We start from the raw sequence: 19,598 nt of genomic DNA on the forward strand, positions 1-19,598 counted from the left end.
GCTCTCTCTCCAATGTGGAGGGAACCACAATGCATCCCGGTAGTTGAATGAGATGAGCCGGGCGGCAGCCAGAATGGCTCTGAGGGCAACCATCATGGGTGAGAACCAGTCCGACGTCTTCGATCTGTTTTCGGAGATTTATGCAAACGCGGGCCAGGAGGAAATAAGCCTCCAGCAGTATCTCCTTGCCTGCCGGGAAGACAAGTCAATGTATGCCTCGGCGCCGGAACGGATGGTCGAGGCAATCGGCGAGCCGAACCTGGTCGACACCAGCAAGGACGAGCGGCTCGGCCGCATTTTCTCCAACCGCACGGTCAAGGTGTATCCCACCTTCTCCGATTTCTACGGAATGGAGGATACGATCGAACGCATCGCCGGCTATTTCCGCTATGCGTCGCAGGGGCTCGAGGAGCGCAAGCAGATCCTCTATCTCCTCGGCCCTGTCGGCGGCGGCAAGTCCTCCCTGGCCGAACGGCTGAAGAAACTGATGGAGGAACGCCCGATCTACACGCTCAAGGCCGGCAATCAGATCAGTCCGATTTTCGAGTCGCCGCTCGGCCTGTTCCATCCCGATCGCATGGGCGATCTGCTGGAGGACAAATACGGCATAGCCCGGCGTCGCCTCAACGGCATTATCTCGCCCTGGGCGGCCAAGCGGCTTGATGAATTGTCTGGCGACATTTCCAAATTCAGCGTGGTGAAATTGATGCCCTCGCGGCTGCGCCAGATCGCTATCGCCAAGACGGAGCCTGGCGACGAGAACAATCAGGATGTCTCGGCTCTGGTTGGCAAGGTCGACATCAGGCAATTGGAGGATTTCAGCCAGTCCGATCCGGACGCTTATTCCTACAGCGGCGGGCTGAACCGGACCACGCAAGGCCTGCTCGAATTCGTCGAGATGTTCAAGGCGCCCATCAAGGTCCTGCATCCGCTGCTGACGGCGACCCAGGAAGGCAGCTATAACGGCACCGAGAATTTCGGCGCCTTCCCCTATCAGGGCATCATCGTTGCCCATTCCAACGAATCGGAGTGGCAACAGTTCAAGAACAACAAGAACAACGAGGCCTTTCTCGACCGCATCCTCGTGGTCAAGGTGCCGTATTGCCTGCGGATCACCGAAGAAAGGCATATCTACGAGAAACTGTTGCGCGAGAGCGAGCTGGCCGGCAGCCCCTGCGCACCTGAAGTGCTGGATATTCTCAGCCGGTTCACGGTCTCGACCCGTCTTGCCGAGCACGACAATTCGCCGCTCTACACCAAGATGCGCGCCTATGACGGCGAAAACCTCAAGGAGGTCGACCCCCGGGCCAAGTCGGTTCAGGAATATCGCGACGCCGCCGGCGTCGACGAGGGCATGACCGGCGTAAGCACGCGCTTCGCCTTCAAGATCCTGTCGCAGACATTCAACTACGACACCAACGAGGTCGCGGCGGATCCCGTGCACCTGATGTACATCCTGGAAGAGGCGATCAAGCGCGAGCAGTTCCCAAAGGAGACGGAAGCGAGCTATCTCGAGTTCATCAAGTCGGAACTGGCAACGCGCTATGCCGAGTTCATCGGCCACGAGATCCAGAAGGCCTATCTGGAATCGTACAGCGAGTATGGCCAGAACCTATTCGACCGCTACATCGCCTATGCCGATGCCTGGATCGAAGATCAGGACTACAAGGATCCCGATACGGGCCAGATCCTCAATCGCGAGATATTGGACAAGGAATTGTCGCAGGTCGAAAAACCGGCCGGCATCGCCAACCCCAAGGATTTCCGCAACGAAGTGGTCAAGTTCACGCTGCGTGCCCGGGCACGCAACCACGGCCGCAACCCATCATGGACAAGCTACGAAAAGCTGCGCGAGGTTATCGAGAAGCGCATGTTCGGCCAAGTCGAAGATCTTCTGCCGGTGATCAGTTTCGGCTCCAAGCAGGACAGCGTCACGGAAAAGCGGCACAATGAATTCGTGCAGCGCATGGTGCAACGCGGCTACACCGAGCGGCAGGTACGGCGGCTGGTCGACTGGTACATGCGCGTGAACAAGGCGGGCTGAGAAAAGCCCGGATGGTTCCATGCCGATCTTCATCGACCGCCGCCTCAATCCGAAGGACAAGAACCTGGGCAATCGCCAGCGCTTTCTCAGGCGCGCGCGGGAAGAACTCAAGCGGAGCATCCGTGACCAGATAAGGACGGGCCGGATCGCCGATGTGGACAGCGGGCATGCCGTGCCGATGCCTCACAGAGGCACCAGCGAACCGACCTTCAGCGATGCCAGGGACAGCGGCCGGCGCCAGCACATCCTGCCAGGAAACAGGACGTTCATTCCCGGTGACCTGGTGCCCAAACCCGGGCAGGGCGGCGCAGGTTCCTCGTCGCCGGGAAACACGGCATCCGAGGACGACTTTCGCTTCGTGCTTTCGCGCGAGGAAGTTCTCGACCTCTTTTTCGAGGATCTCGAACTGCCGGATCTGGTCAAGCTCAATCTCAAGCAGATACTCGCATTCAAGCCAAGGCGGGCAGGTTTTGCGGCAACAGGATCACCGACCAACATCAATGTCGGGCGCACGATGCGAAACAGCCACGCCCGCCGTATCGCGCTTGGGCGCCCAAAGCAGCCGGAGCTGGATGCGATCCTCCAGCAGCTCGCCAAACTGGAATCGAAGCCGCCAAACGCCGCGACCCACGAACGCATCCTGACTTTGCGGGAGGAACTCGAGCGGCTGGAGCGCCGCCGAAAGCGTATTGCCTTTGTCGATCCCGTCGACATCCGCTTTAATCGCTTCGACCCGCAGCCGGTGCCGAATGCCAGCGCCGTCATGTTCTGCCTGATGGACGTCTCCGGGTCGATGGGCGAGCGCGAGAAGGATTTGGCCAAGCGCTTCTTCGTTCTGCTGCACCTGTTCCTGACCCGACGCTATGAGCGCACGGAGATCGTCTTCATCCGCCACACGCACGAGGCCCAGGAGGTGGACGAAGAGACATTCTTCTACTGCACGCAAAGCGGAGGCACGGTCGTTTCCACCGCGCTGGAGGAAATGCAACGCATCATAGAACAACGCTATCCGGCCACGGAGTGGAACATCTATGCCGCCCAGGCTTCGGACGGCGACAATTTCGCCACCGACTCGCAGCGCTGCATAGAACTGCTCCACGGCAAGCTCATGCGCCTGTGCCAGTATTTCGCCTATGTGGAGATCATCGACGAACGCGAAAGTCATATTTTCGGCTCGACCGAAAATGGCACCTCGCTCTGGCGCGCCTATAGCGCCGTCGAGCAAAAATGGCCGAACTTCCAGATGAGGCGCATCGCCGCTCCGGCCGATATCTACCCGGTATTTCGCCAGCTTTTCGCCAGGCAGCCGGCTATGGCCAAGAGCGCGTAAGGGGTGCCGGATGGCTGGCCAGGCCAACAAATCGGGGTTGCTTTTCTCCGGATCCGACTGGGATTTCAAAAAGCTGTCGCGGGTCTATGAGGAGATCGAGGCGATTGCGGTCGACCAGCTTCATCTCGACACCTATCCGGTGCAGATGGAGGTCATCTCTTCCGAGCAGATGCTCGACGCCTACTCGTCGGTCGGCATGCCGCTGATGTACCGGCATTGGTCGTTCGGCAAGCATTTCCTCTACAACGAGCTTCTCTATCGCAAAGGCGGTCGCGGGCTGGCCTATGAATTGGTCATCAATTCCAATCCCTGCATCGTCTACCTGATGGAGGAAAACACCATGGCGCTGCAGGCCTTGGTGACCGCCCATGCAGCACTTGGACACAATCACTTCTTCAAGAACAATTACCTTTTCCGCCAATGGACGGATGCCGGAGGAATCCTGAGCTATCTGGACTTTGCCAAGGGCTACATCGCCCGGTGCGAGGAGCGGCACGGCCTGGCTGCCGTGGAAGCCATTCTCGATTCCGCACACGCGCTGATGGAGCAAGGCGTGTTCCGGTATCACCGGCCGCCGAAACTGTCGTCGGAGCAGCAGCGCGAGGGACTTCGCGAGCGCCTCGAATACGAGGAGCGTTCCTACAATGACTTATGGCGCACCCTGCCGCCCGCGCAGGACGCCGACAACTCCGAAGCGGGCGATGAAGGCGTGTCGGAGCGGAAGAAATCGCTCAATCTGCCCGAGGAAAACCTGCTCTATTTCCTTGAGAAGAACAGCCTTGTCCTCGAACCCTGGCAGCGCGAGATCCTCAGGATCGTCCGCGTCATTGCGCAGTATTTTTACCCGCAGCGGCAAACCCAGGTGATGAACGAAGGCTGCGCCACTTTCGTGCACTACACGCTCATGAACATGCTGTTCGACCGTGGCCGGATCACCGAAGGCGCGATGCTCGAAATCCTGCGCAACCACTCGAACGTGATCTTCCAGCCATCCTTCGACGACCAGCGGTTTTCCGGCATCAACCCCTACGCGCTCGGGCTTGACATGATGCAGGACATTCAGCGCATCTCGACCGAGCCGACAGCCGAAGATCGCGACTGGTTCCCGGACATAGCCGGCCGTGGCGACTGGCTTGAGACGCTGCTCGACGCCTGGGCCAACCACCGCGACGAATCCTTCATTCGCCAGTATCTCAGCCCGACCTTGATACGAAAATGGCGGCTCTTCGTCCTGGCCGATGGAGCCGACCAACCGCACTACGAAGTCGCATCGATCCACAACGAGCGGGGCTACAACAACATACGCGCCGCGCTGGCCCACAGCTATGATGTGGGCGCGAGCCGGCCCGACATCCAGGTTGTGGACGTGGACCTGCTCGGCGACCGGCATTTGCGGCTACAGCACAAGGTGAAGAATGGGGTCGTGCTGGAGAATGACAGCCGCGACGCGACCCTTCGCCACATCCGGCATCTCTGGGGCTATGAAGTCAGCTTGGCGGCCGTCGACGCCGACACCGACGCAATGGTCGGCGAACGCTCGACCAAGGACTGTTGAGCATCAGGGATGACGCGGTTGTGCGTGTCTGCGACACGATGGACCGTTCAGCTGTCGCCTGCCGGCCTGATCCTGAGCCTGGCGACGCGGTTCTTGTCGCGTTTCATGACGATGAAACGCTTGCCGTGGAAGGTGAAGGCCTGCTTCTCCTCGGGGATCGACTGCGTCTCATGGATGACCAGGCCGGCGATGGTGGTTGCCTCCTCGTCCGGCAGGTCCCAATCGAGCGCCCGGTTCAGGTCGCGGATCGGCACGGTTCCGTCGACGACGACGGAACCGTCCGCCTCCTGCTTGACGCCCTGTATGTCGACATCGTGCTCGTCGGCGATCTCGCCGACAATCTCCTCGATGATGTCCTCCAGCGTCACCAGCCCTTCGACCTCGCCATACTCGTCGACGACGACGGCGAAATGCGCCTTGCGGCGCAGGAAGGCGTTGAGCTGTTCCTGCAATGTCGTGGTATCGGGCACGAACCAGGGCTTTGACGCGATCTTCATCACATCGATCCTGGAGAAGTCGTTGCCGACATCGTTGAGGGCGCGCAGCAGATCCTTGGCGTGCAGCACGCCGACAATGTTGTCGAGCGACCCCTTCCACAAAGGCATGCGGGTGTGCGGGCTCTGGAGGATCTCGCGCACCACGGCTTCCGGCGCATTGTCGGCATTGACCGAGCGCATATTGGTGCGGTGGACCATGACGTCGGAAACTTCGAGCTCTTCGAGGTCGAACAACCCGCCGACGCGGTCGCGCTCCTCGCGCACCACCTGGCCGTCACGGCGGAAATCGTCGACGGCGCCGCGCAGCTCGTCCCCGCTCGAACGCTGCGGCTCGATGCGCGACAGTTCATAGCCGAAAGCGGCAAGCAGGCGCGTGCGCATGGCGACGGCCAACACGATGAGGACGGCAAGGACAGCGACGACGATCCAGCCGGCCCCGTTCATTTCGGACGGCTCTTTTGCTTGTCCGGACGGCTGCCTTGCCGGCCCGGATGGCCTTCCGTCGCGCTCGGGTGGTTCTCCCTGAGGAACGACAGCACTTCCGAGGCCGGCACGTCCTTCGCGATGAAGGCCTCTCCGATGCCGCGCGTCAGGATGAAGGTCAGCGCGCCGCGCGACACTTTCTTGTCCTGGGTGATGAAGCCAAGCAGCGCATCGGCGTCGGGCAGTTCGCCCGGAATGTCGGCCATCCGCCACGGCAGTCCCACCGTGTTGAGATGCGCCTCGACTCGCGCCGCATCGTCTGGACTGGCCAGGTTGAGTCGTGACGAGAAGCGATGCGCCAGCGCCATGCCGATGGCGACCCCTTCGCCATGTACGAGGCGGGCGCCGTCATATCGGGTGGCGGCTTCCAGCGCATGGCCGAACGTGTGGCCGAGATTGAGGAGCGCGCGGTCGCCGGTCTCGAACTCGTCGCGGGCAACGACATCGGCCTTGGCGCGGCAGGCCTCGGCGATGGCCTCCACCCTCTCCGGTCCGCCGGCGAACACTCTGGCCCAGTTTTTCTCCAGCCAGGCGAAGAATTCGGGCCGGTCGATCAGCCCGTATTTGGCGAGTTCGGCGTAGCCGGCGCGAAATTCGCGGATCGGCAGCGTATCGAGCACTCCGGTATCGGCCAGCACCAGCTTCGGCTGGTGGAAGACGCCGACCAGGTTCTTGCCGCGCGCGCTGTTGATGCCGGTCTTGCCGCCGACCGAGGAATCGACCTGCGCCAGGAGCGAGGTCGGGATCTGCACGAAGTTCATGCCGCGGCGCACGATGCCGGCGGCAAAGCCGGCCAGGTCGCCGATAACGCCGCCGCCGAGGGCGATGACGACATCGCCGCGTTCCAGCTTCGCGGCCAGGACGCCGTCCACCACCGCTTCGAGATGCGCGAAACTCTTGGTTTTCTCGCCGGGCGGCAGCGTGATCACGGCGGGCTCGATGCCGCTCTCCAGCAGACCGGCCTTCAGCGTATGGAGATGCGCCGCCGCGACGTTTTCGTCGGTCACGACTGCGGCGCGTCGGCCCGGCAGGCGGCGCGACATCTCGGCGCCGGCGCGCGACAAAAGCCCCGGCCCGATCAGGATGTCGTAAGCCCGCTCGCCGAGTCCGACCTCGACGGCAACGGCTGCGTTGGCGTTCACGGTTCGACCTCGCCCGCGGGAGTGGTCTGGGCGATATCGAAATGCCGGCACAGCGCCTCCACCACCTCGGCCGCGATGACTTCCTTGCGGTCGTCGCGGGTCGGCACGGTGACGTCCGATGTCGCATAGACCGGATAGCGTTCACTCATCAGCCGCTCGAGCACGCCACGCGGATCGGGGCTCTTCAGCAGCGGCCGGTTCTGTTTCTTGGAGACCCGGTCCATCAAAAGGTCGAGTTCGGCCTTCAGCCATACCGACACGCCATGTGCCGCTATCGCCTCGCGCGTCTGTGCGTTCATGAAGGCGCCGCCGCCGGTCGACAGCACCTGCGGGCCGTTTTCCAGCACGCGCAGGATGACGCGCTGCTCCAGCGCCCGGAACTCGGTTTCGCCATAGCGTTCGAACAGTTCCGGAACGGTCATGCGCGAGACGCTTTCGATCTCCTGGTCGCTGTCGATGAAAGGCAGCGCCAGCACGCTGGCGACCTTGCGGCCAATCGCGGTCTTGCCGGCGCCCATCAGGCCGACAAAGACGATGGAGCGGCCGCCGAGCCTGCCCAGCAGCGCGGCATGGCTCCCGCCCGGAGGATTTGCTGGTAGCGCGTTCATCAGCCTCGAAGCCCTCTTTGCCGGCGTATCGACATGAAAAGCCCGGTTGCGTCAAGCGCACTGAGGCAGGCTGGCCTCCCGCGAGCGAGGAACCAGCTGCATTGGAAGTTGCCGGCGCGCTTCAGCTTCTTGCTTGAATTGGCCGGATTGGCGTCCCATAAGGGCACAGGGTTTGGAAACGCAGAACAAGAAGACGGGCGAAGATTGATGCCGACACTGTTTCGCCTTGTCGTGATAACAGCGATTCTGGCGGGCATCGCCTATGGTACGATGTTCGCGTTGGTGATGTTCGTCGAGCCGAAAAAGGCGGAAATGAGCGTGCGCATCCCTGCGGAAAAGCTGAACCCAAAGAAAAACTGAGCCCGAAGAAAAACTTCAGGAAATGAACAGCGCTGCCCGCATCGAAGCCTTTCTGGAGATGATGAGCGCCGAGCGGGGTGCCGCCGAAAACACGCTTTCCTCCTATCGCCGCGACCTCGATGACGCTTCGCAGGAAATCCCCGGCGGTCTTGCCGGCGCCGGCGCCGAAGACATCCGCGCCTATCTCGACGACATCGCCGCACGCGGCTTCGCCCCGACATCGCAGGCACGCAAATTGTCGGCGATCCGCCAGTTCTTCAAATTCCTCTACGCCGAGGGCCTGCGCCGCGACGACCCGACCGGCACGCTGGACAGCCCGAAAAAAGGCCGCCCGCTGCCGAAGACCATGAGCGAGGCCGACACCGGCCGGCTGATCGACCGCGCCGCGCAGGAGGCCGGCGATGCCGGGCTCGGCGACAGCGACAGGCTGGCGGCGCTGCGTCTGCACGCGCTGGTCGAAGTGCTTTATGCGACAGGCCTGCGCGTTTCGGAACTGGTCGGCTTGCCGGTGACGGTGGCGCAGCGCGACGACCGTTTCTTCATGGTGCGCGGCAAGGGCGACAAGGAGCGCATGGTGCCGCTGTCGGCCAAGGCGCGCGCGGCGATGCGAGCCTGGCTCGCCGCCCGGGCCAAGGTGCCCGCTTTCGCTGACAGCCCGTTCCTGTTTCCTGCCGCGTCGGACAGCGGCTACCTCTCGCGCCAGGTCTTCGCTCGCGACCTCAAGGGGCTGGCGGCCCGGGCCGGCATCGCCTCGGCCAAGGTCTCGCCACATGTGCTTCGCCATGCTTTCGCCAGCCATCTCTTACAGAACGGGGCTGATCTCAGGGCCGTCCAGCAACTGCTTGGCCATGCCGACATATCGACGACACAGATCTATACCCATGTGCTGGAGGAGCGATTGGTGCGGCTGGTCAACGATCATCACCCGCTTGCCGACTAGACCTCATATCGCTATGTGAGGGCGACGTTCCATCGCCCGGAGCCCCGGATTTCAGGGTCCCGCCAGTCTTTGCTTCCGACGTATCGGTCCGCCCAAGCATGTACAACTACCTCGATTTCGAAAAGCCGGTGCAGGATCTGGAACTCAAGATCCTGGAACTGAAGAAGCTTGCCGAGAACGGCGAGGCGGTCGATGTCGCCGACGAGATCAGCAGGCTCGAGAAGCGGTCGCGCGATGCCCTGCGCGATCTCTACAAGGCATTGACCCCATGGCAGAAGGTGCAGGTGGCGCGCCATTCCGACAGGCCGCACTGCGTCGACTACATCAAGGGCCTGTTCAGCGATTTCACGCCGCTCGCCGGCGACCGCAATTTCGGCGAGGACCAGGCGATCGTCGGCGGCTTTGCCCGGTTCCGCGGCGAACCGGTAGCGATCCTCGGCCAGGAGAAGGGCTCCGACACGGCGAGCCGGCTGAAGCACAATTTCGGCTCGGTGCGCCCCGAAGGCTATCGCAAGGCCGTGCGGCTGATGGAGCTTGCCGACCGCTTCAAGATCCCGCTGCTGACATTGGTCGACACGGCCGGCGCCTATCCCGGCGTCGGCGCCGAGGAGCGCGGCCAGGCCGAAGCCATTGCCCGTTCGACCTCGGCCTGCCTTGCGCTCAAGGTGCCATCGATTTCGGTTGTCATCGGTGAAGGCGGTTCGGGCGGCGCCATTGCCATCGCCACCGCCAACCGCGTCTACATGCTGGAACATGCCATCTATTCGGTGATCTCGCCCGAGGGCGCGGCCTCCATCCTGTGGCGCGACACGACGCGCTCCAAGGACGCGGCGACCAACATGAAGATCACCGCCCAGGACCTTCTGGAACTGAAGATCATCGACGCCATCATTCCCGAACCGATCGGCGGCGCCCAGCGCGCACCCGAAACGGTGATTGCCGCGACGGGCGATCTCATCGCCAGGACGATGAAGGATTTTGCCGGCGCCAACATGGATTTTCGCGAGCAGCGCCGCGAGAAGTATCTGGCAATGGGCCGCAGCCTCTGACCACGATTTGGCGGCTCAACCGGGCCGCCGCAAGCCGCCTCCACGGCAACGCTCCACGGCAATGTGGCGGCGATGAGCAATTTCGCCACAAAAATGCCGCCGGATTCGGTTCAATGGAATTGCCGTGAGGGGTGGCCGAGGCTTGCGGTAAGGAATTTTCAAGGTTAACGGGCTTACGGTCCGTCTGTGTTCAGCATGCGGGCTCGGCCGTTTCGAAGCCATTGGCCCGAAAGAGAAGACGTAGCCTTATCCATGTTTGCCAAGCTTGCCCGCACCGGAATTCTCATCACCGCGATAGCCGTCGCCGGCTGCAATGATTCGTCGATGAAGGATTTTGCCCCGGAGGCCAACAAGCCCCTGCCCGACAAGATCCTGGCCGACATGAGGGCCAAGGGCATGGTGCGCACCTCCTCGGTGATGGCGCGCATCTTCAAGGAAGAGGGCAAGCTCGAAATCTGGAAGGCCAAGACCAACGGCCGCTACGACATGGTCGCCAGCTACGATATCTGCAAATGGTCGGGCAAGCTGGGGCCGAAATACACCGAGGGCGACCGCCAGGCGCCGGAAGGTTTTTATACCGTGCGTCCGGCGCAGATGAACCCGCGCTCGAACTATCATCTGTCCTTCAACATCGGCTATCCCAACGCCTATGACCGCGCCAACGGCCGCACCGGCTCCAACCTGATGGTGCACGGCGCCTGCTCGTCTTCGGGCTGCTATTCGATGACCGATGCCCAGATCGAGCAGATCTATGCGTTCGGCCGCGATGCCTTCCAGGGCGGCCAGACCGAGTTCCAGATCCAGGCCTTCCCGTTCCGCATGACCGCCGCCAACATGGCGCGCTACCGCAACGACCCGAATTACGAATTCTGGAAGATGCTGAAGGTCGGCTACGACAATTTCGAGATCACCAAGGTACCGCCGAAAGTCGACGTTTGCGAGAAGCGCTACGTCTTCAACCAGGTGGCTCCCGAAGGCACCACATTCAATCCGACCGGCCCCTGCCCTGCGTCCACGCAGCCGGATTCGCTGAAAAGCGCCTACAGTGCTTATCAGAGCACGTATGAGGCTGCGTTCAACGGCGCCCTCAAGGCAAGCACGCCGGCGCCCAAGCCCACCATCGCCGGCATCAAGGAAGCCAGCATCGTCTCCGACTGGTCCAAGCGCCGTGCGCGCGGCGAGCGCGTGCCGATCGACCCGCCATCGCTCAACTCGGACGGCTCGGTCACCGAGACGGCGCGCATGGGCCGCATCGATTCGCCCGCCGGCCGCAAGATGGCCGCGCTCGATGCCGAAAAGGCCGCGAAGCAAAAAGCCGAGGAGCAGCGGCTGGCCGCGATAGAAACTGCCAAGCAGGCCAAGGCGCAAGCGCTGGCCGAAAAGGAAGCCGCCAAGGCGCAGGCGCTGGCCGAAAAGGAAGCGGCCAAGACCGCCAAGGAAGCCCCTGTCGCCACCGCGACGATCGAAGCGCCGGCCGAGCCCGCACCGCCGGCCGAAACGCAGGCCGCGAGTGCCGACGAGAGCCGCGTGACGAGGCTGAAGAACAAGCTGCTCGGCATGTTCGGCGGCTGACATTTTTCGCCGTGACCGACGTCACCGTCTACGATCTGAAGGGGCTGAACTGCCCTTTGCCGGTGCTGAAGGCGAAGAAGCGGCTGGCCGGGATGCGGCCCGGCAGCCGGCTCTGGCTGGAAACGACCGATCCGCTCGCGGTTATCGACATTCCGGCGTTCTGCGCCGACTCTGGTCATCATCTCGTAGAGACATCCGCCATATCAGGCGGTCACCGCTTCCTGGTCGAGCGCGGCGAATAGCTGTCGTAAAGGTCAGCGTCCCGCGATCGCCAGGGGATTGTTCTCCAGCGCCGCGCGGTCGGGCGTGTCGATCGAGGGCCGGTTGGTGAAGGCGGCAAACAGTCGCCTTACATAGTCTTCGGGCATGTCGAGCGTGATCAGCACCAGCCGGATGCCGCGCTGGCCGTCCGGCCAGGACGGCAATCGAGCCGGCGGATGCAGGATTTTCTGCACGCCATGCACCACCAGCGGCCGCGACGGATCTTCCTCGAGTTCGATGACGCCCTTCATGCGCAGCAGGCGCTCGCCATGCGTGGAGCGCAAAAGATCGAGGAACATCTCGATGGCCGAGAACGGCACCGGGCCGTCATGCACCAGGGAGTGGGTGCGGATGCGCTGATCGTGCCGGTGCCCGTGGTCGTGGCCGTGCCCGTGGTCATGCCCGTCATGATCATGATGATCATGGTCATGCATCGCCTCCTCGCCGAGCCAGCGCCGCACATCGGCGGATTTGGTCGCCGGGTTATAGAGGCCGCAGTCGAACAGCGCCGCGACGCTCGTTTTCGCATCGTCGACAGCCAGCAGTTCGGCGCCCGGATTGATCTGCCGCAGCCGCGTCCGCAGCGCTTCCGGTCCATCCGGACCAGCGACCAGGTCGGTTTTGGAGAGCACGATGCGGTCGGCGACGGCGACCTGCTTGACCGCCTCGACATGGGCGTCGAGCGTGGCATCGCCGTTGACCGCGTCGACCAAGGTGATGACGCCGTCGAGCCGGAAAGCCTGGACCAGTGCCGGATGCGCCATGATCGATTGCAGCACCGGTGCCGGATCGGCAAGGCCGGTGGTCTCGACGATGACGCGGGCAAGGCGGGCGATGCGGCCGGTCTGCAGCCGGTCGACCAGATCGGCCAGCGTGTCGACCAGTTCGCCGCGTACCGTGCAGCAAAGGCAGCCGTCCGAAAGCTGGATGATGCCGTCGGACGCCTGTTCCACCAGCAGGTGATCGATCGCCACTTCGCCATATTCGTTGATGATGACGGCCGTGTCGGCCAGCGCCGGGTCCTTCAGGAGCCGGTTGAGCAGCGTCGTCTTGCCGGCGCCGAGAAAACCGGTCAGCACGGAAACAGGGATGGGAAAACCGCTCATTGCCTAGTTCGCAACCTTGACGGGTTGGTCGCCCTGCGCAGCCGAGCCCGCCACCGTCGGGCCGGCGCCGGGCGCCGGTCTGTCCGGCCGCCAGGTCGGAATAGGCACGTCGGCATATTCCTGGCTGCCCTGGGCGAGCATGGCCAGCGGGGTCGGGCCGGTCGCGCCGCCAAGCCCGACGGCAACCAGCGTCGGCACATGGTCGAGCTTTTCCTGGTAGGGCGATTTCGGCACGTTCTTGGCGACGGCGGGCGGCGCCTCGGACTGCTCCGCCGGCGCCTTCTTCTTGCAGACCTCGTCCCGCACGTCGTTGGGCGAGATGGTATCACCGTAGGGCGCCAGCGTGGCGATCGTGGCTGAGCCGGCGGCAGGCGTATCGAAACCCTGGTCGAGCAGTTTGGCCGCGGCCTCGGCACGGGTGATCGCCGACTTCTCGCCGAGCACCACCGCCACCAGCGTGCGGCCGTTGCGGGTCGCCGAACCGATCATGTTGAAGCCGGAGGGGCAGACGAAGCCCGTCTTCATGCCGTCGGCCCCGGGATAGCGGCCGATCAACAGGTTGTAGTTGGGGATCGCCCTCTTGCCCACAGCAAGCCCCTCGATCGAGAACCACGGCGCATACTGCGGAAACTCGCGGCGGATCGCCGTCACCAGCACGGCCAGGTCGCGCGCTGTGGTGTACTGGTCCGGCGAATAAAGCCCGTTCGGATTGACGAAATGCGTTCCGTTCATGCCGAGCCGGACCGCTTCGGCGTTCATGCGCTCGGCAAAGGCTGCCTGCGATCCCCCGATATTCTCGCCGACGGCCATGGCGATGTCGTTTGCCGACTTGACCAGCATCATCTTCAGCGCATTGTCGAGCCGCATCACCGAGCCTGGCTTGAAGCCCATCTTGCTCGGCGGCTCGGCGGCGGAATGTTTCGTTACCTTGATCGGCGAATCGAGCCGGACCTCGCCGGCCGCTATCGCCCGGAAGGTCACATAGGCCGTCATCAGCTTGCTCAGCGATGCCGGGTACCAGCGCTTGAACGCGTCCTGATGCTGGAGGATCTTGCCGCTGTTCAGGTCGAACAGCACGACCGGGTTGGCCAGCACCGGCCCGGCCAGCGCCGAGAACGCCACGGCGCCCGCGCAGAATAGTTTGAGGAAATGCCTGTGCCGCATGATCGAATCCGAAATCGCCTCTTGCCGTAGTCGCCCCTGGCTCCGTAAGATTTACGCGATCGCCAGCAAAATGAGTCCGCCCTCAAAAACGGACCGCATTGTTGCGGTGCTATTTACTCTATGTGACGTCAACATGGCAAAGTGCCTGACGATCACAATTGCAAGGCAGCGGACCTGCCCCAACAGCGAGATGGAACCATCATGCCAATCCTGAACCGTGCCGCCGAAATGCAGGACGAGGTTGCCGGCTGGCGACGACATCTGCACCAGACCCCGGAATTGAATTTCGACGTCTTCAAGACAGCCGCCTTCGTCACCGAGAAGCTGAAAGCCTTCGGCTGCGACGATGTGGTGACGGGGCTGGGCAAGACCGGCGTCGTGGGCATCATTCGCGGCCGCCAGGGCGAAGGCGCCACCATCGGCCTGCGCGCCGACATGGACGCGCTGCCGCTCAACGAGATCACCGGCAAGCCCTATGCTTCGACCGTTCCCGGCAAGATGCATGCCTGCGGCCATGACGGCCATACGGCGATGCTTTTGGGTGCGGCGAAATATCTCGCCGAGACGCGCAATTTCGCCGGTTCGGTGGCGGTCATCTTCCAGCCGGCCGAAGAAGGCGGCGGTGGCGGCAACGAGATGGTCAAGGACGGCATGATGGAGCGTTTCGACATCGCGAAAGTGTTCGGCATGCACAACATGCCGGGCCTGCCGGTCGGCCAGTTCGCCATCCGGCCGGGCCCGATCATGGCGGCGACCGCGGAATTCACCATCACCGTGAAGGGCCGCGGCGGCCATGCGGCGATGCCGCACGGCACGATCGATCCGATCGTCATCACCAGCCAGCTGGTTGGTGCCCTGCAGACGATCGCCTCGCGCAGCACCGACCCGGTCGAAGCCGTGGTGGTGTCGGTGACCAAATTCCATGCCGGCGACGCTTACAACATCATCCCGGAATCGGCCGAGATCGCAGGCACGGTGCGCACCTTGCGCAAGGAAATCGCCAAGAAATCGGAAGAGCGCATTCGTGCCATCTGCGACGGATTGGCCACGGCGTTCGGCGCCAAGATCGAGGTCGATTACCAGGCGAACTACCCCGTAACCTTCAACCATGCGGAAGAGACGGTTTTTGCCAGCGACGTCGCGGCAAACGTCGCCGGCGACGCTCATGTCCACCGCGGCATCCAGCCGGTGATGGGCGGCGAGGACTTCTCCTACATGCTTGAAGCCAGGCCCGGCGCCTTCATTTTCATTGGCAATGGCGACACCGCCGGCCTTCACAACCCGGCCTATGACTTCAACGACGAAGCCATCCCGCACGGCATGAGCTACTGGGTGAAGCTGGCCGAAACCGCGCTCGCCGCCTGAGGCCTGGCGGCGGCAGGGGCGGGCCGATTGTGTTCGGCCCGCCCCTTGGCGAAACGATCGGAAGCGGCTATGTGTCGGGCCGCGTGGTCCCGTAGCTCAGTAGGATAGAGCGGCAGATTCCTAATCTGTAGGTCACAGGTTCGATTCCTGTCGGGATCACCACGTTTTGCTGCTTAAGCCGGATACTGTCGGACCTGAATCGGACTGAAACCAGAGCCGATCACCGGGGTCGCATCGGTCATCTGTACGGAACCTGCATGCGGATTTCTACCCTTCGAATAACGTCAGAAAAGCGCTTGCAGACGTTCCGACAAATCGGAAATTGGGTGATTGGTTGGAGCCCGGTCGACGGACCGCAGCGGTCCCGTCCGGGATGAGGTTCAGAGCCGTTCCAGCGTCAGCATGCCCGGATCGCCCTTCCAGGCTTTGGAAAGTTCGTCCGCGGCTTTCGTTGCGGCGGCAGTATCGCCTTGGGCCTCCGCCGCCTGCTGCAGCCCGAACAGTGCCCAGGCGCTGCTGCGTGCGCGGTGGAGCGCCGCCACAAACTCCTTCGCCGCGTCCGCCGGCTGACCGTTCTTGAGGAGGGCGGCACCGAGGGACTGCCGCACGGGATAATACCAGTACGGAGGCTCCATGTAGGGGATCGTGTCCTCCGTTTCGACCGCTTTCTTCCAGAAGGCTATCGAGCCGCCGACGTCATTCTCGGCCTGCGCAGCGCGGGCACGTACGACATCTTCGGCCACTTGCAGGACCGACAATGCCGGGATTCCCCAGGCATCGTGCACCGACCAGTCGGTTTCCTGAGCGATCTTGTGGATGGCGTCCGCCTCGACTCGCGCGCCCGAGGCGTCCTTCTTCTCGGCCAGGGCGACGCCGCGCGCATAGTGCCACATCGATGTGATGTAAGGCGGCGCGCCGGCCGGCTCGGCCTTAGCCAGGATCGCATCCGGTTCGGCATATTGCGCCCAGGCGAAATACGGAGCTGCCTTCACCGGCTGCACGATCGGTATTGCCGTGGCCACCTCGTTAGTCAGAAACTTGTCCAGCTTCTCAGCCTCTGCAAGCACCGTCTTCGAGTCACCGAGGAGCTGGGCCGAAACCAATACGAAGTGCACGTTGTGGGAATAGTAGCCGAGCGGATAGACACCGGTAGCGCCGGTTTCGGCGAGATAGGTCTCGTCCACTTTCGAGGCAGCTTCGTTGGACTTCAGCGAATCCGTGTAGCGGCCGACGCGATAGTAGATGTGGCTCGGCATATGGACGATGTGTGCGGCCCCCGGCATCAGCGCTGCTAGCCGGTCCGCGTAGGGCTCGGCGCGCTCCGGACGATCCGAGGCCTCAACAAGATGAATGTAGAGGTGAATCGCCATCGGATTGTCGGGCTTCCTGGCGAGAACGCCTTCCAGCCGCCTCTGGATGTCGGCGGTGCGGCCCTTGGGTTCCTTGCCGCCCGGCTGCCAATAGTCCCAGGGCTGCGTGTCCATGCCGGCCTCTGCGGCCAGCACAGCGAGTTCGAGATCGTCAGGATATTTGTCGGAAAGCGCCGCAGTTGCATCGGCGAAGGCGGCGTTCAGGGTGTTTCGATCGGCCTTGGGATCTTCGGAATACCGCGTGGCGACCGCCTCGATCAGTCCCCGCTCCTTCTCGGTGGCACCGGATGAAAGCGCCTGCGCCTTTCGAAGAGCAGTGATCGCTGGTGCATTTGCGGTGGGATCCATCGGCACGTTGATGTTCGGGCCCAGGACCAGTGCCTCGCCGAGGAAGCACATCGCACAGTCGGGATCGAGGCTTTGTGCCTTGCGGAAGGCGCGTCGCGCCTCCGCGTGATTGAAGTTGGTGGCGAACCGCAGCCCCTGGTCAAAGTATTTTTGGGCATCGGCGCTCTTTGTGCTGATCGGATAGCTCAGGGAGCCCAGGTCATCCCACAATGGCGGCTGGGCCTCCTCGTAGGCCTTCAAGTCTTGCGGGGCCAGTGATTGGCCGGCAGCGGCCAGAGCGACGCAGTGTGTGATGTCGAGTTCCCCCGGCAACGATACTCTTGGCGCCGCAAGCTGCGACTGCAACGGACTGTCCGCGGCGTAAGCAATGGCAGCACCTGTGCCGAAACTCATTAAGGCAATAGCTGTCCATCCTGCACTTGGCAGGCAAGCACGCAGTTTCATCTGAACCTCCTGGCGTTCGGTACGATCGGCAAGCTCCGATCAGCCCTGTCTTTCCAATTCTCGATCGGAGGTGCGGGCGTTGATGATCCGCCTCGCGCCGCCGTTTGGCAATATATTTCATACTGCTAATGTAATAGCGGACGCGATGTTTTCTGCTCACCTCTTCGGCCCGAAGGCACTAGTCGGACACCAGAGGGGTTCAGGCACGCGCCGTTGCAAAAACCAAATATCGTCTGACCGCCCGCCCCGCTTGAGACGTATCGGATCGAGACCGGCGCCTGTTGTTGTGAAGTGCCACGGCCCCGATTCAGCGCAGAGTGCAACCCTTGGACCGTCAGGGCTTCACCCGAACGGGTGACACCGCGACTTCAATGCGTGGAGGACCCTTGGTATCGGGACAAGAGCTTCGCGAGTTCCGCCTGACTTCCGGTGCTTGTTTTCGAGAATATTGCACGGAGCTGGGTTCTGGCGGTTTCACGGCCAATTCCCAGGGCAGAGCTTGCCGCGCCGATACCTCGGCCATCGGCAAGGCGGCAGGCCAGCCGCGTTTCGGCTGCTGTTAGTTGAAAGGCGTGCCTTATCAGTTGCTTGGGTAGCGCCGGTTCGGCCACAAGATCGGTAAAATAGAGGAGCCCGTCTCCGCCGTTAAAGAGGTCATGGACGAACGAGGTCATCGGAATGGCTTCAGCAAGAAGCCATGGCGAACCCTCGCGAGCAATCAAAACGGGCTCCCCGTCGCTCAAGTCGCCGCATTGGCTGACCACGCCTGCGATCAATTTCTGCAAGCGTGAATCACTGGGCCGATCTGCCGCCCGGAGACGACCACCGTGGATAACGAGGCCAGTACCAAGCAGAGCTTCCGCGTGTTTATTGTAGCGGGTGACGCGGCCTCGGCAATTCAGCAACAGCGCTGCGCTTCCCATCCGATCCAGAATGGCCAGGTTCGGTTCGACTGCCGTTTCCCAAACCTTTTCCGCAGCACTGATGATGCGAACCATCGACGGAACGATCGCCAAGAAATCCTCGGCTTCATTCCGGTAGAATGGCCCCTTATGAGCGTCACGAAACATCGAGAGCATCCACCTTCGATCCTTCACCATGAAGTCTATTGCAGCCCACCATTCCCGGTCGCCTGGACGCGCGATTTCTTGGTAATAAGGGAGAACCTCGCGCTCATCACGAGTGGTGATCTCATCCTCGACAACGAAGCTGTCTGTCAGTTTTGCCAACCTCTTGCGCGGTCTACGTTCATGCGGATCGGGAGCACCTTCGATTCTTTCGATCCAAAGGGCGGCGAATTCGGCATGTTCGGTCGAATCGGGTCTGAGCGCGGTCGGCGATCGCTGATCGCTACGAAACGGGTGAGTTGGATCGCAGGTGCGGATAACGCAACTTGTGGCTCCTAGGGAGTGGGCCAGCATTTGAAGCGCTGCGGGCCACTGCCTAAACTCGAACGCGGCGTCGTAGCAAGCCTCGATCGCAGCGGCAATGTTCCGATTGTCGGACATAGGATTTGCGTCGCGATCCCGGTTTCTCGCCCTTTTTCTCCTCATGGCCCGTCGACGGCCCTCCAGCTACAGGCCCCGCAACCGGCTCCGGCCAGGGATGTTTATTTCCCGCGGCCATGCTCGACAGACGGTCAGCTGAGGACCTATCGTCAGACTGACGCATCGAATGAGAGATAGCTACATTAGCATAATAGCCACGCGACTTCACCGATGCTTCTCGACGAAATCTCTGCACGCAGGTGAAAGCCGTTCGATCTGGCTTTCAAGGTCGCATTTACCCATCGGTTTCGTCGGGCAAAACCGTGCGTAGTCGCGGCGACATCCCTTGCCTTCGAAAATTTTGAAAGATCTTACCTGCGTAGGGTTTGTTGCGTTGACTGAACTGGGTATCAGCCCGGTTTCGATCTCCATCGCACCGTCACGACTTGACCCCTTGCTTCCACCCTTGCCCC

17 protein-coding genes and 1 tRNA gene are annotated in these 19,598 nt (G+C 62.4%); 10 read left to right on the plus strand and 8 right to left on the minus strand.

All coding sequences use genetic code 11. The annotated features are described in order from the left end of the window. The first annotated feature begins 94 nt into the window (after positions 1 to 94). Genes FJ951_RS05790 through FJ951_RS05800 form a run of 3 tightly spaced genes read left to right on the plus strand, consistent with a single transcriptional unit; the run spans position 95 to position 4,929 of the window. On the plus strand, positions 95 to 2,044 hold the full coding sequence (locus tag FJ951_RS05790) for a PrkA family serine protein kinase (RefSeq protein ID WP_140500854.1): 1,950 nt from the start codon (positions 95 to 97) through the stop codon (positions 2,042 to 2,044). A gap of 19 nt (positions 2,045 to 2,063) precedes the next feature. Next, a complete protein-coding gene (locus tag FJ951_RS05795; protein ID WP_140513909.1) occupies positions 2,064 to 3,374 on the plus strand; it encodes a YeaH/YhbH family protein in 1,311 nt (436 codons plus the stop codon). 10 nt (positions 3,375 to 3,384) lie between these two features. After that, a complete protein-coding gene (locus tag FJ951_RS05800; RefSeq protein ID WP_140500756.1) occupies positions 3,385 to 4,929 on the plus strand; it encodes a SpoVR family protein in 1,545 nt (514 codons plus the stop codon). A 47-nt stretch (positions 4,930 to 4,976) separates the two neighbouring features. Here FJ951_RS05800 and FJ951_RS05805 read toward each other — a convergent pair whose 3' ends face one another. Genes FJ951_RS05805 through FJ951_RS05815 form a run of 3 tightly spaced genes read right to left on the minus strand, consistent with a single transcriptional unit; the run spans position 4,977 to position 7,659 of the window. Then, positions 4,977 to 5,870, minus strand: a complete 894-nt coding sequence (locus tag FJ951_RS05805) for an HlyC/CorC family transporter (RefSeq protein WP_140513910.1) — start codon at positions 5,868 to 5,870, stop codon at positions 4,977 to 4,979. Further along, positions 5,867 to 7,051, minus strand: coding sequence for a 3-dehydroquinate synthase (gene aroB, locus FJ951_RS05810; protein ID WP_246671682.1), 1,185 nt, complete (start codon positions 7,049 to 7,051; stop codon positions 5,867 to 5,869). Before aroB ends, FJ951_RS05805 begins: the two co-directional genes overlap by 4 nt. Continuing rightward, positions 7,048 to 7,659 carry a shikimate kinase gene (locus FJ951_RS05815; RefSeq protein WP_140513911.1) on the minus strand — a complete coding sequence of 204 codons (612 nt, stop codon included), beginning with the start codon at positions 7,657 to 7,659 and terminating at the stop codon, positions 7,048 to 7,050. Before FJ951_RS05815 ends, aroB begins: the two co-directional genes overlap by 4 nt. A gap of 207 nt (positions 7,660 to 7,866) precedes the next feature. Between FJ951_RS05815 and FJ951_RS05820 the strand changes: the two genes are divergently transcribed. From FJ951_RS05820 to FJ951_RS05840, 5 genes are all read left to right on the plus strand, one after another. Beyond that, positions 7,867 to 8,019, plus strand: a complete 153-nt coding sequence (locus tag FJ951_RS05820) for a histidine kinase (protein ID WP_140513945.1) — start codon at positions 7,867 to 7,869, stop codon at positions 8,017 to 8,019. A 22-nt stretch (positions 8,020 to 8,041) separates the two neighbouring features. Continuing rightward, on the plus strand, positions 8,042 to 8,959 hold the full coding sequence (locus tag FJ951_RS05825; protein WP_140513912.1) for a site-specific tyrosine recombinase XerD: 918 nt from the start codon (positions 8,042 to 8,044) through the stop codon (positions 8,957 to 8,959). 98 nt (positions 8,960 to 9,057) lie between these two features. Then, complete coding sequence (locus tag FJ951_RS05830) at positions 9,058 to 10,008, plus strand: acetyl-CoA carboxylase carboxyltransferase subunit alpha (protein ID WP_140500751.1); 951 nt, start codon at positions 9,058 to 9,060, stop codon at positions 10,006 to 10,008. A 252-nt stretch (positions 10,009 to 10,260) separates the two neighbouring features. Next, positions 10,261 to 11,580, plus strand: a complete 1,320-nt coding sequence (locus FJ951_RS05835; RefSeq protein WP_140513913.1) for a murein L,D-transpeptidase family protein — start codon at positions 10,261 to 10,263, stop codon at positions 11,578 to 11,580. 11 nt (positions 11,581 to 11,591) lie between these two features. Then, a complete protein-coding gene (locus FJ951_RS05840; protein ID WP_181168327.1) occupies positions 11,592 to 11,822 on the plus strand; it encodes a sulfurtransferase TusA family protein in 231 nt (76 codons plus the stop codon). A 12-nt stretch (positions 11,823 to 11,834) separates the two neighbouring features. Here the strand turns inward: FJ951_RS05840 and FJ951_RS05845 are convergent, their stop codons facing one another. Both FJ951_RS05845 and FJ951_RS05850 read right to left on the minus strand, forming a co-directional pair. Further along, on the minus strand, positions 11,835 to 12,947 hold the full coding sequence (locus FJ951_RS05845) for a GTP-binding protein (RefSeq protein ID WP_140513915.1): 1,113 nt from the start codon (positions 12,945 to 12,947) through the stop codon (positions 11,835 to 11,837). Between the two features lie 3 nt (positions 12,948 to 12,950). Further along, positions 12,951 to 14,111: a D-alanyl-D-alanine carboxypeptidase family protein gene (locus FJ951_RS05850; protein ID WP_140513916.1), complete on the minus strand. Its 1,161-nt coding sequence runs from the start codon at positions 14,109 to 14,111 to the stop codon at positions 12,951 to 12,953. A gap of 201 nt (positions 14,112 to 14,312) precedes the next feature. Here FJ951_RS05850 and FJ951_RS05855 point away from each other — a divergent pair, with 201 nt between their 5' ends. Together FJ951_RS05855 and FJ951_RS05860 are read left to right on the plus strand one after the other, a co-directional pair. Beyond that, positions 14,313 to 15,476 (plus strand): M20 aminoacylase family protein, encoded by a 1,164-nt coding sequence (locus FJ951_RS05855; RefSeq protein ID WP_140513917.1) that lies wholly within the window; start codon positions 14,313 to 14,315, stop codon positions 15,474 to 15,476. Positions 15,477 to 15,561: 85 nt separating this feature from the next. Then, positions 15,562 to 15,638 (plus strand) — tRNA-Arg (locus FJ951_RS05860). A 218-nt stretch (positions 15,639 to 15,856) separates the two neighbouring features. On the opposite strand, the gene FJ951_RS05865 is transcribed toward FJ951_RS05860, so the two are convergent. The 3 genes from FJ951_RS05865 to FJ951_RS28620 all read right to left on the minus strand — a co-directional run. Then, a complete protein-coding gene (locus FJ951_RS05865; RefSeq protein WP_140513918.1) occupies positions 15,857 to 17,638 on the minus strand; it encodes a hypothetical protein in 1,782 nt (593 codons plus the stop codon). Between the two features lie 368 nt (positions 17,639 to 18,006). Continuing rightward, positions 18,007 to 19,146: a helix-turn-helix transcriptional regulator gene (locus tag FJ951_RS05870; protein WP_140513919.1), complete on the minus strand. Its 1,140-nt coding sequence runs from the start codon at positions 19,144 to 19,146 to the stop codon at positions 18,007 to 18,009. A 204-nt stretch (positions 19,147 to 19,350) separates the two neighbouring features. Beyond that, positions 19,351 to 19,598 (minus strand): hypothetical protein (locus FJ951_RS28620; RefSeq protein WP_210239737.1); only part of this gene is annotated, 248 nt, incomplete at its 5' end.

This window comes from Mesorhizobium sp. B2-2-3 (genome assembly GCF_006442405.1).
Taxonomy (GTDB): Bacteria; Pseudomonadota; Alphaproteobacteria; order Rhizobiales; family Rhizobiaceae; genus Mesorhizobium.

What these genes read in the sequence shown, in the direction of transcription:
- FJ951_RS05790 (WP_140500854.1), top strand. Translation starts at nt 95, where the DNA reads ATGGGTGAGAACCAGTCCGACGTCTTCGATCTGTTTTCGGAGATTTAT.
- FJ951_RS05795 (WP_140513909.1), top strand. Translation starts at nt 2,064, where the DNA reads ATGCCGATCTTCATCGACCGCCGCCTCAATCCGAAGGACAAGAACCTG.
- FJ951_RS05800 (WP_140500756.1), top strand. Translation starts at nt 3,385, where the DNA reads ATGGCTGGCCAGGCCAACAAATCGGGGTTGCTTTTCTCCGGATCCGAC.
- FJ951_RS05805 (WP_140513910.1), bottom strand. Translation starts at nt 5,870, where the DNA reads ATGAACGGGGCCGGCTGGATCGTCGTCGCTGTCCTTGCCGTCCTCATC.
- FJ951_RS05815 (WP_140513911.1), bottom strand. Translation starts at nt 7,659, where the DNA reads ATGAACGCGCTACCAGCAAATCCTCCGGGCGGGAGCCATGCCGCGCTG.
- FJ951_RS05820 (WP_140513945.1), top strand. Translation starts at nt 7,867, where the DNA reads ATGCCGACACTGTTTCGCCTTGTCGTGATAACAGCGATTCTGGCGGGC.
- FJ951_RS05825 (WP_140513912.1), top strand. Translation starts at nt 8,042, where the DNA reads ATGAACAGCGCTGCCCGCATCGAAGCCTTTCTGGAGATGATGAGCGCC.
- FJ951_RS05830 (WP_140500751.1), top strand. Translation starts at nt 9,058, where the DNA reads ATGTACAACTACCTCGATTTCGAAAAGCCGGTGCAGGATCTGGAACTC.
- FJ951_RS05835 (WP_140513913.1), top strand. Translation starts at nt 10,261, where the DNA reads ATGTTTGCCAAGCTTGCCCGCACCGGAATTCTCATCACCGCGATAGCC.
- FJ951_RS05845 (WP_140513915.1), bottom strand. Translation starts at nt 12,947, where the DNA reads ATGAGCGGTTTTCCCATCCCTGTTTCCGTGCTGACCGGTTTTCTCGGC.
- FJ951_RS05850 (WP_140513916.1), bottom strand. Translation starts at nt 14,111, where the DNA reads ATGCGGCACAGGCATTTCCTCAAACTATTCTGCGCGGGCGCCGTGGCG.
- FJ951_RS05855 (WP_140513917.1), top strand. Translation starts at nt 14,313, where the DNA reads ATGCCAATCCTGAACCGTGCCGCCGAAATGCAGGACGAGGTTGCCGGC.
- FJ951_RS05865 (WP_140513918.1), bottom strand. Translation starts at nt 17,638, where the DNA reads ATGAAACTGCGTGCTTGCCTGCCAAGTGCAGGATGGACAGCTATTGCC.
- FJ951_RS05870 (WP_140513919.1), bottom strand. Translation starts at nt 19,146, where the DNA reads ATGTCCGACAATCGGAACATTGCCGCTGCGATCGAGGCTTGCTACGAC.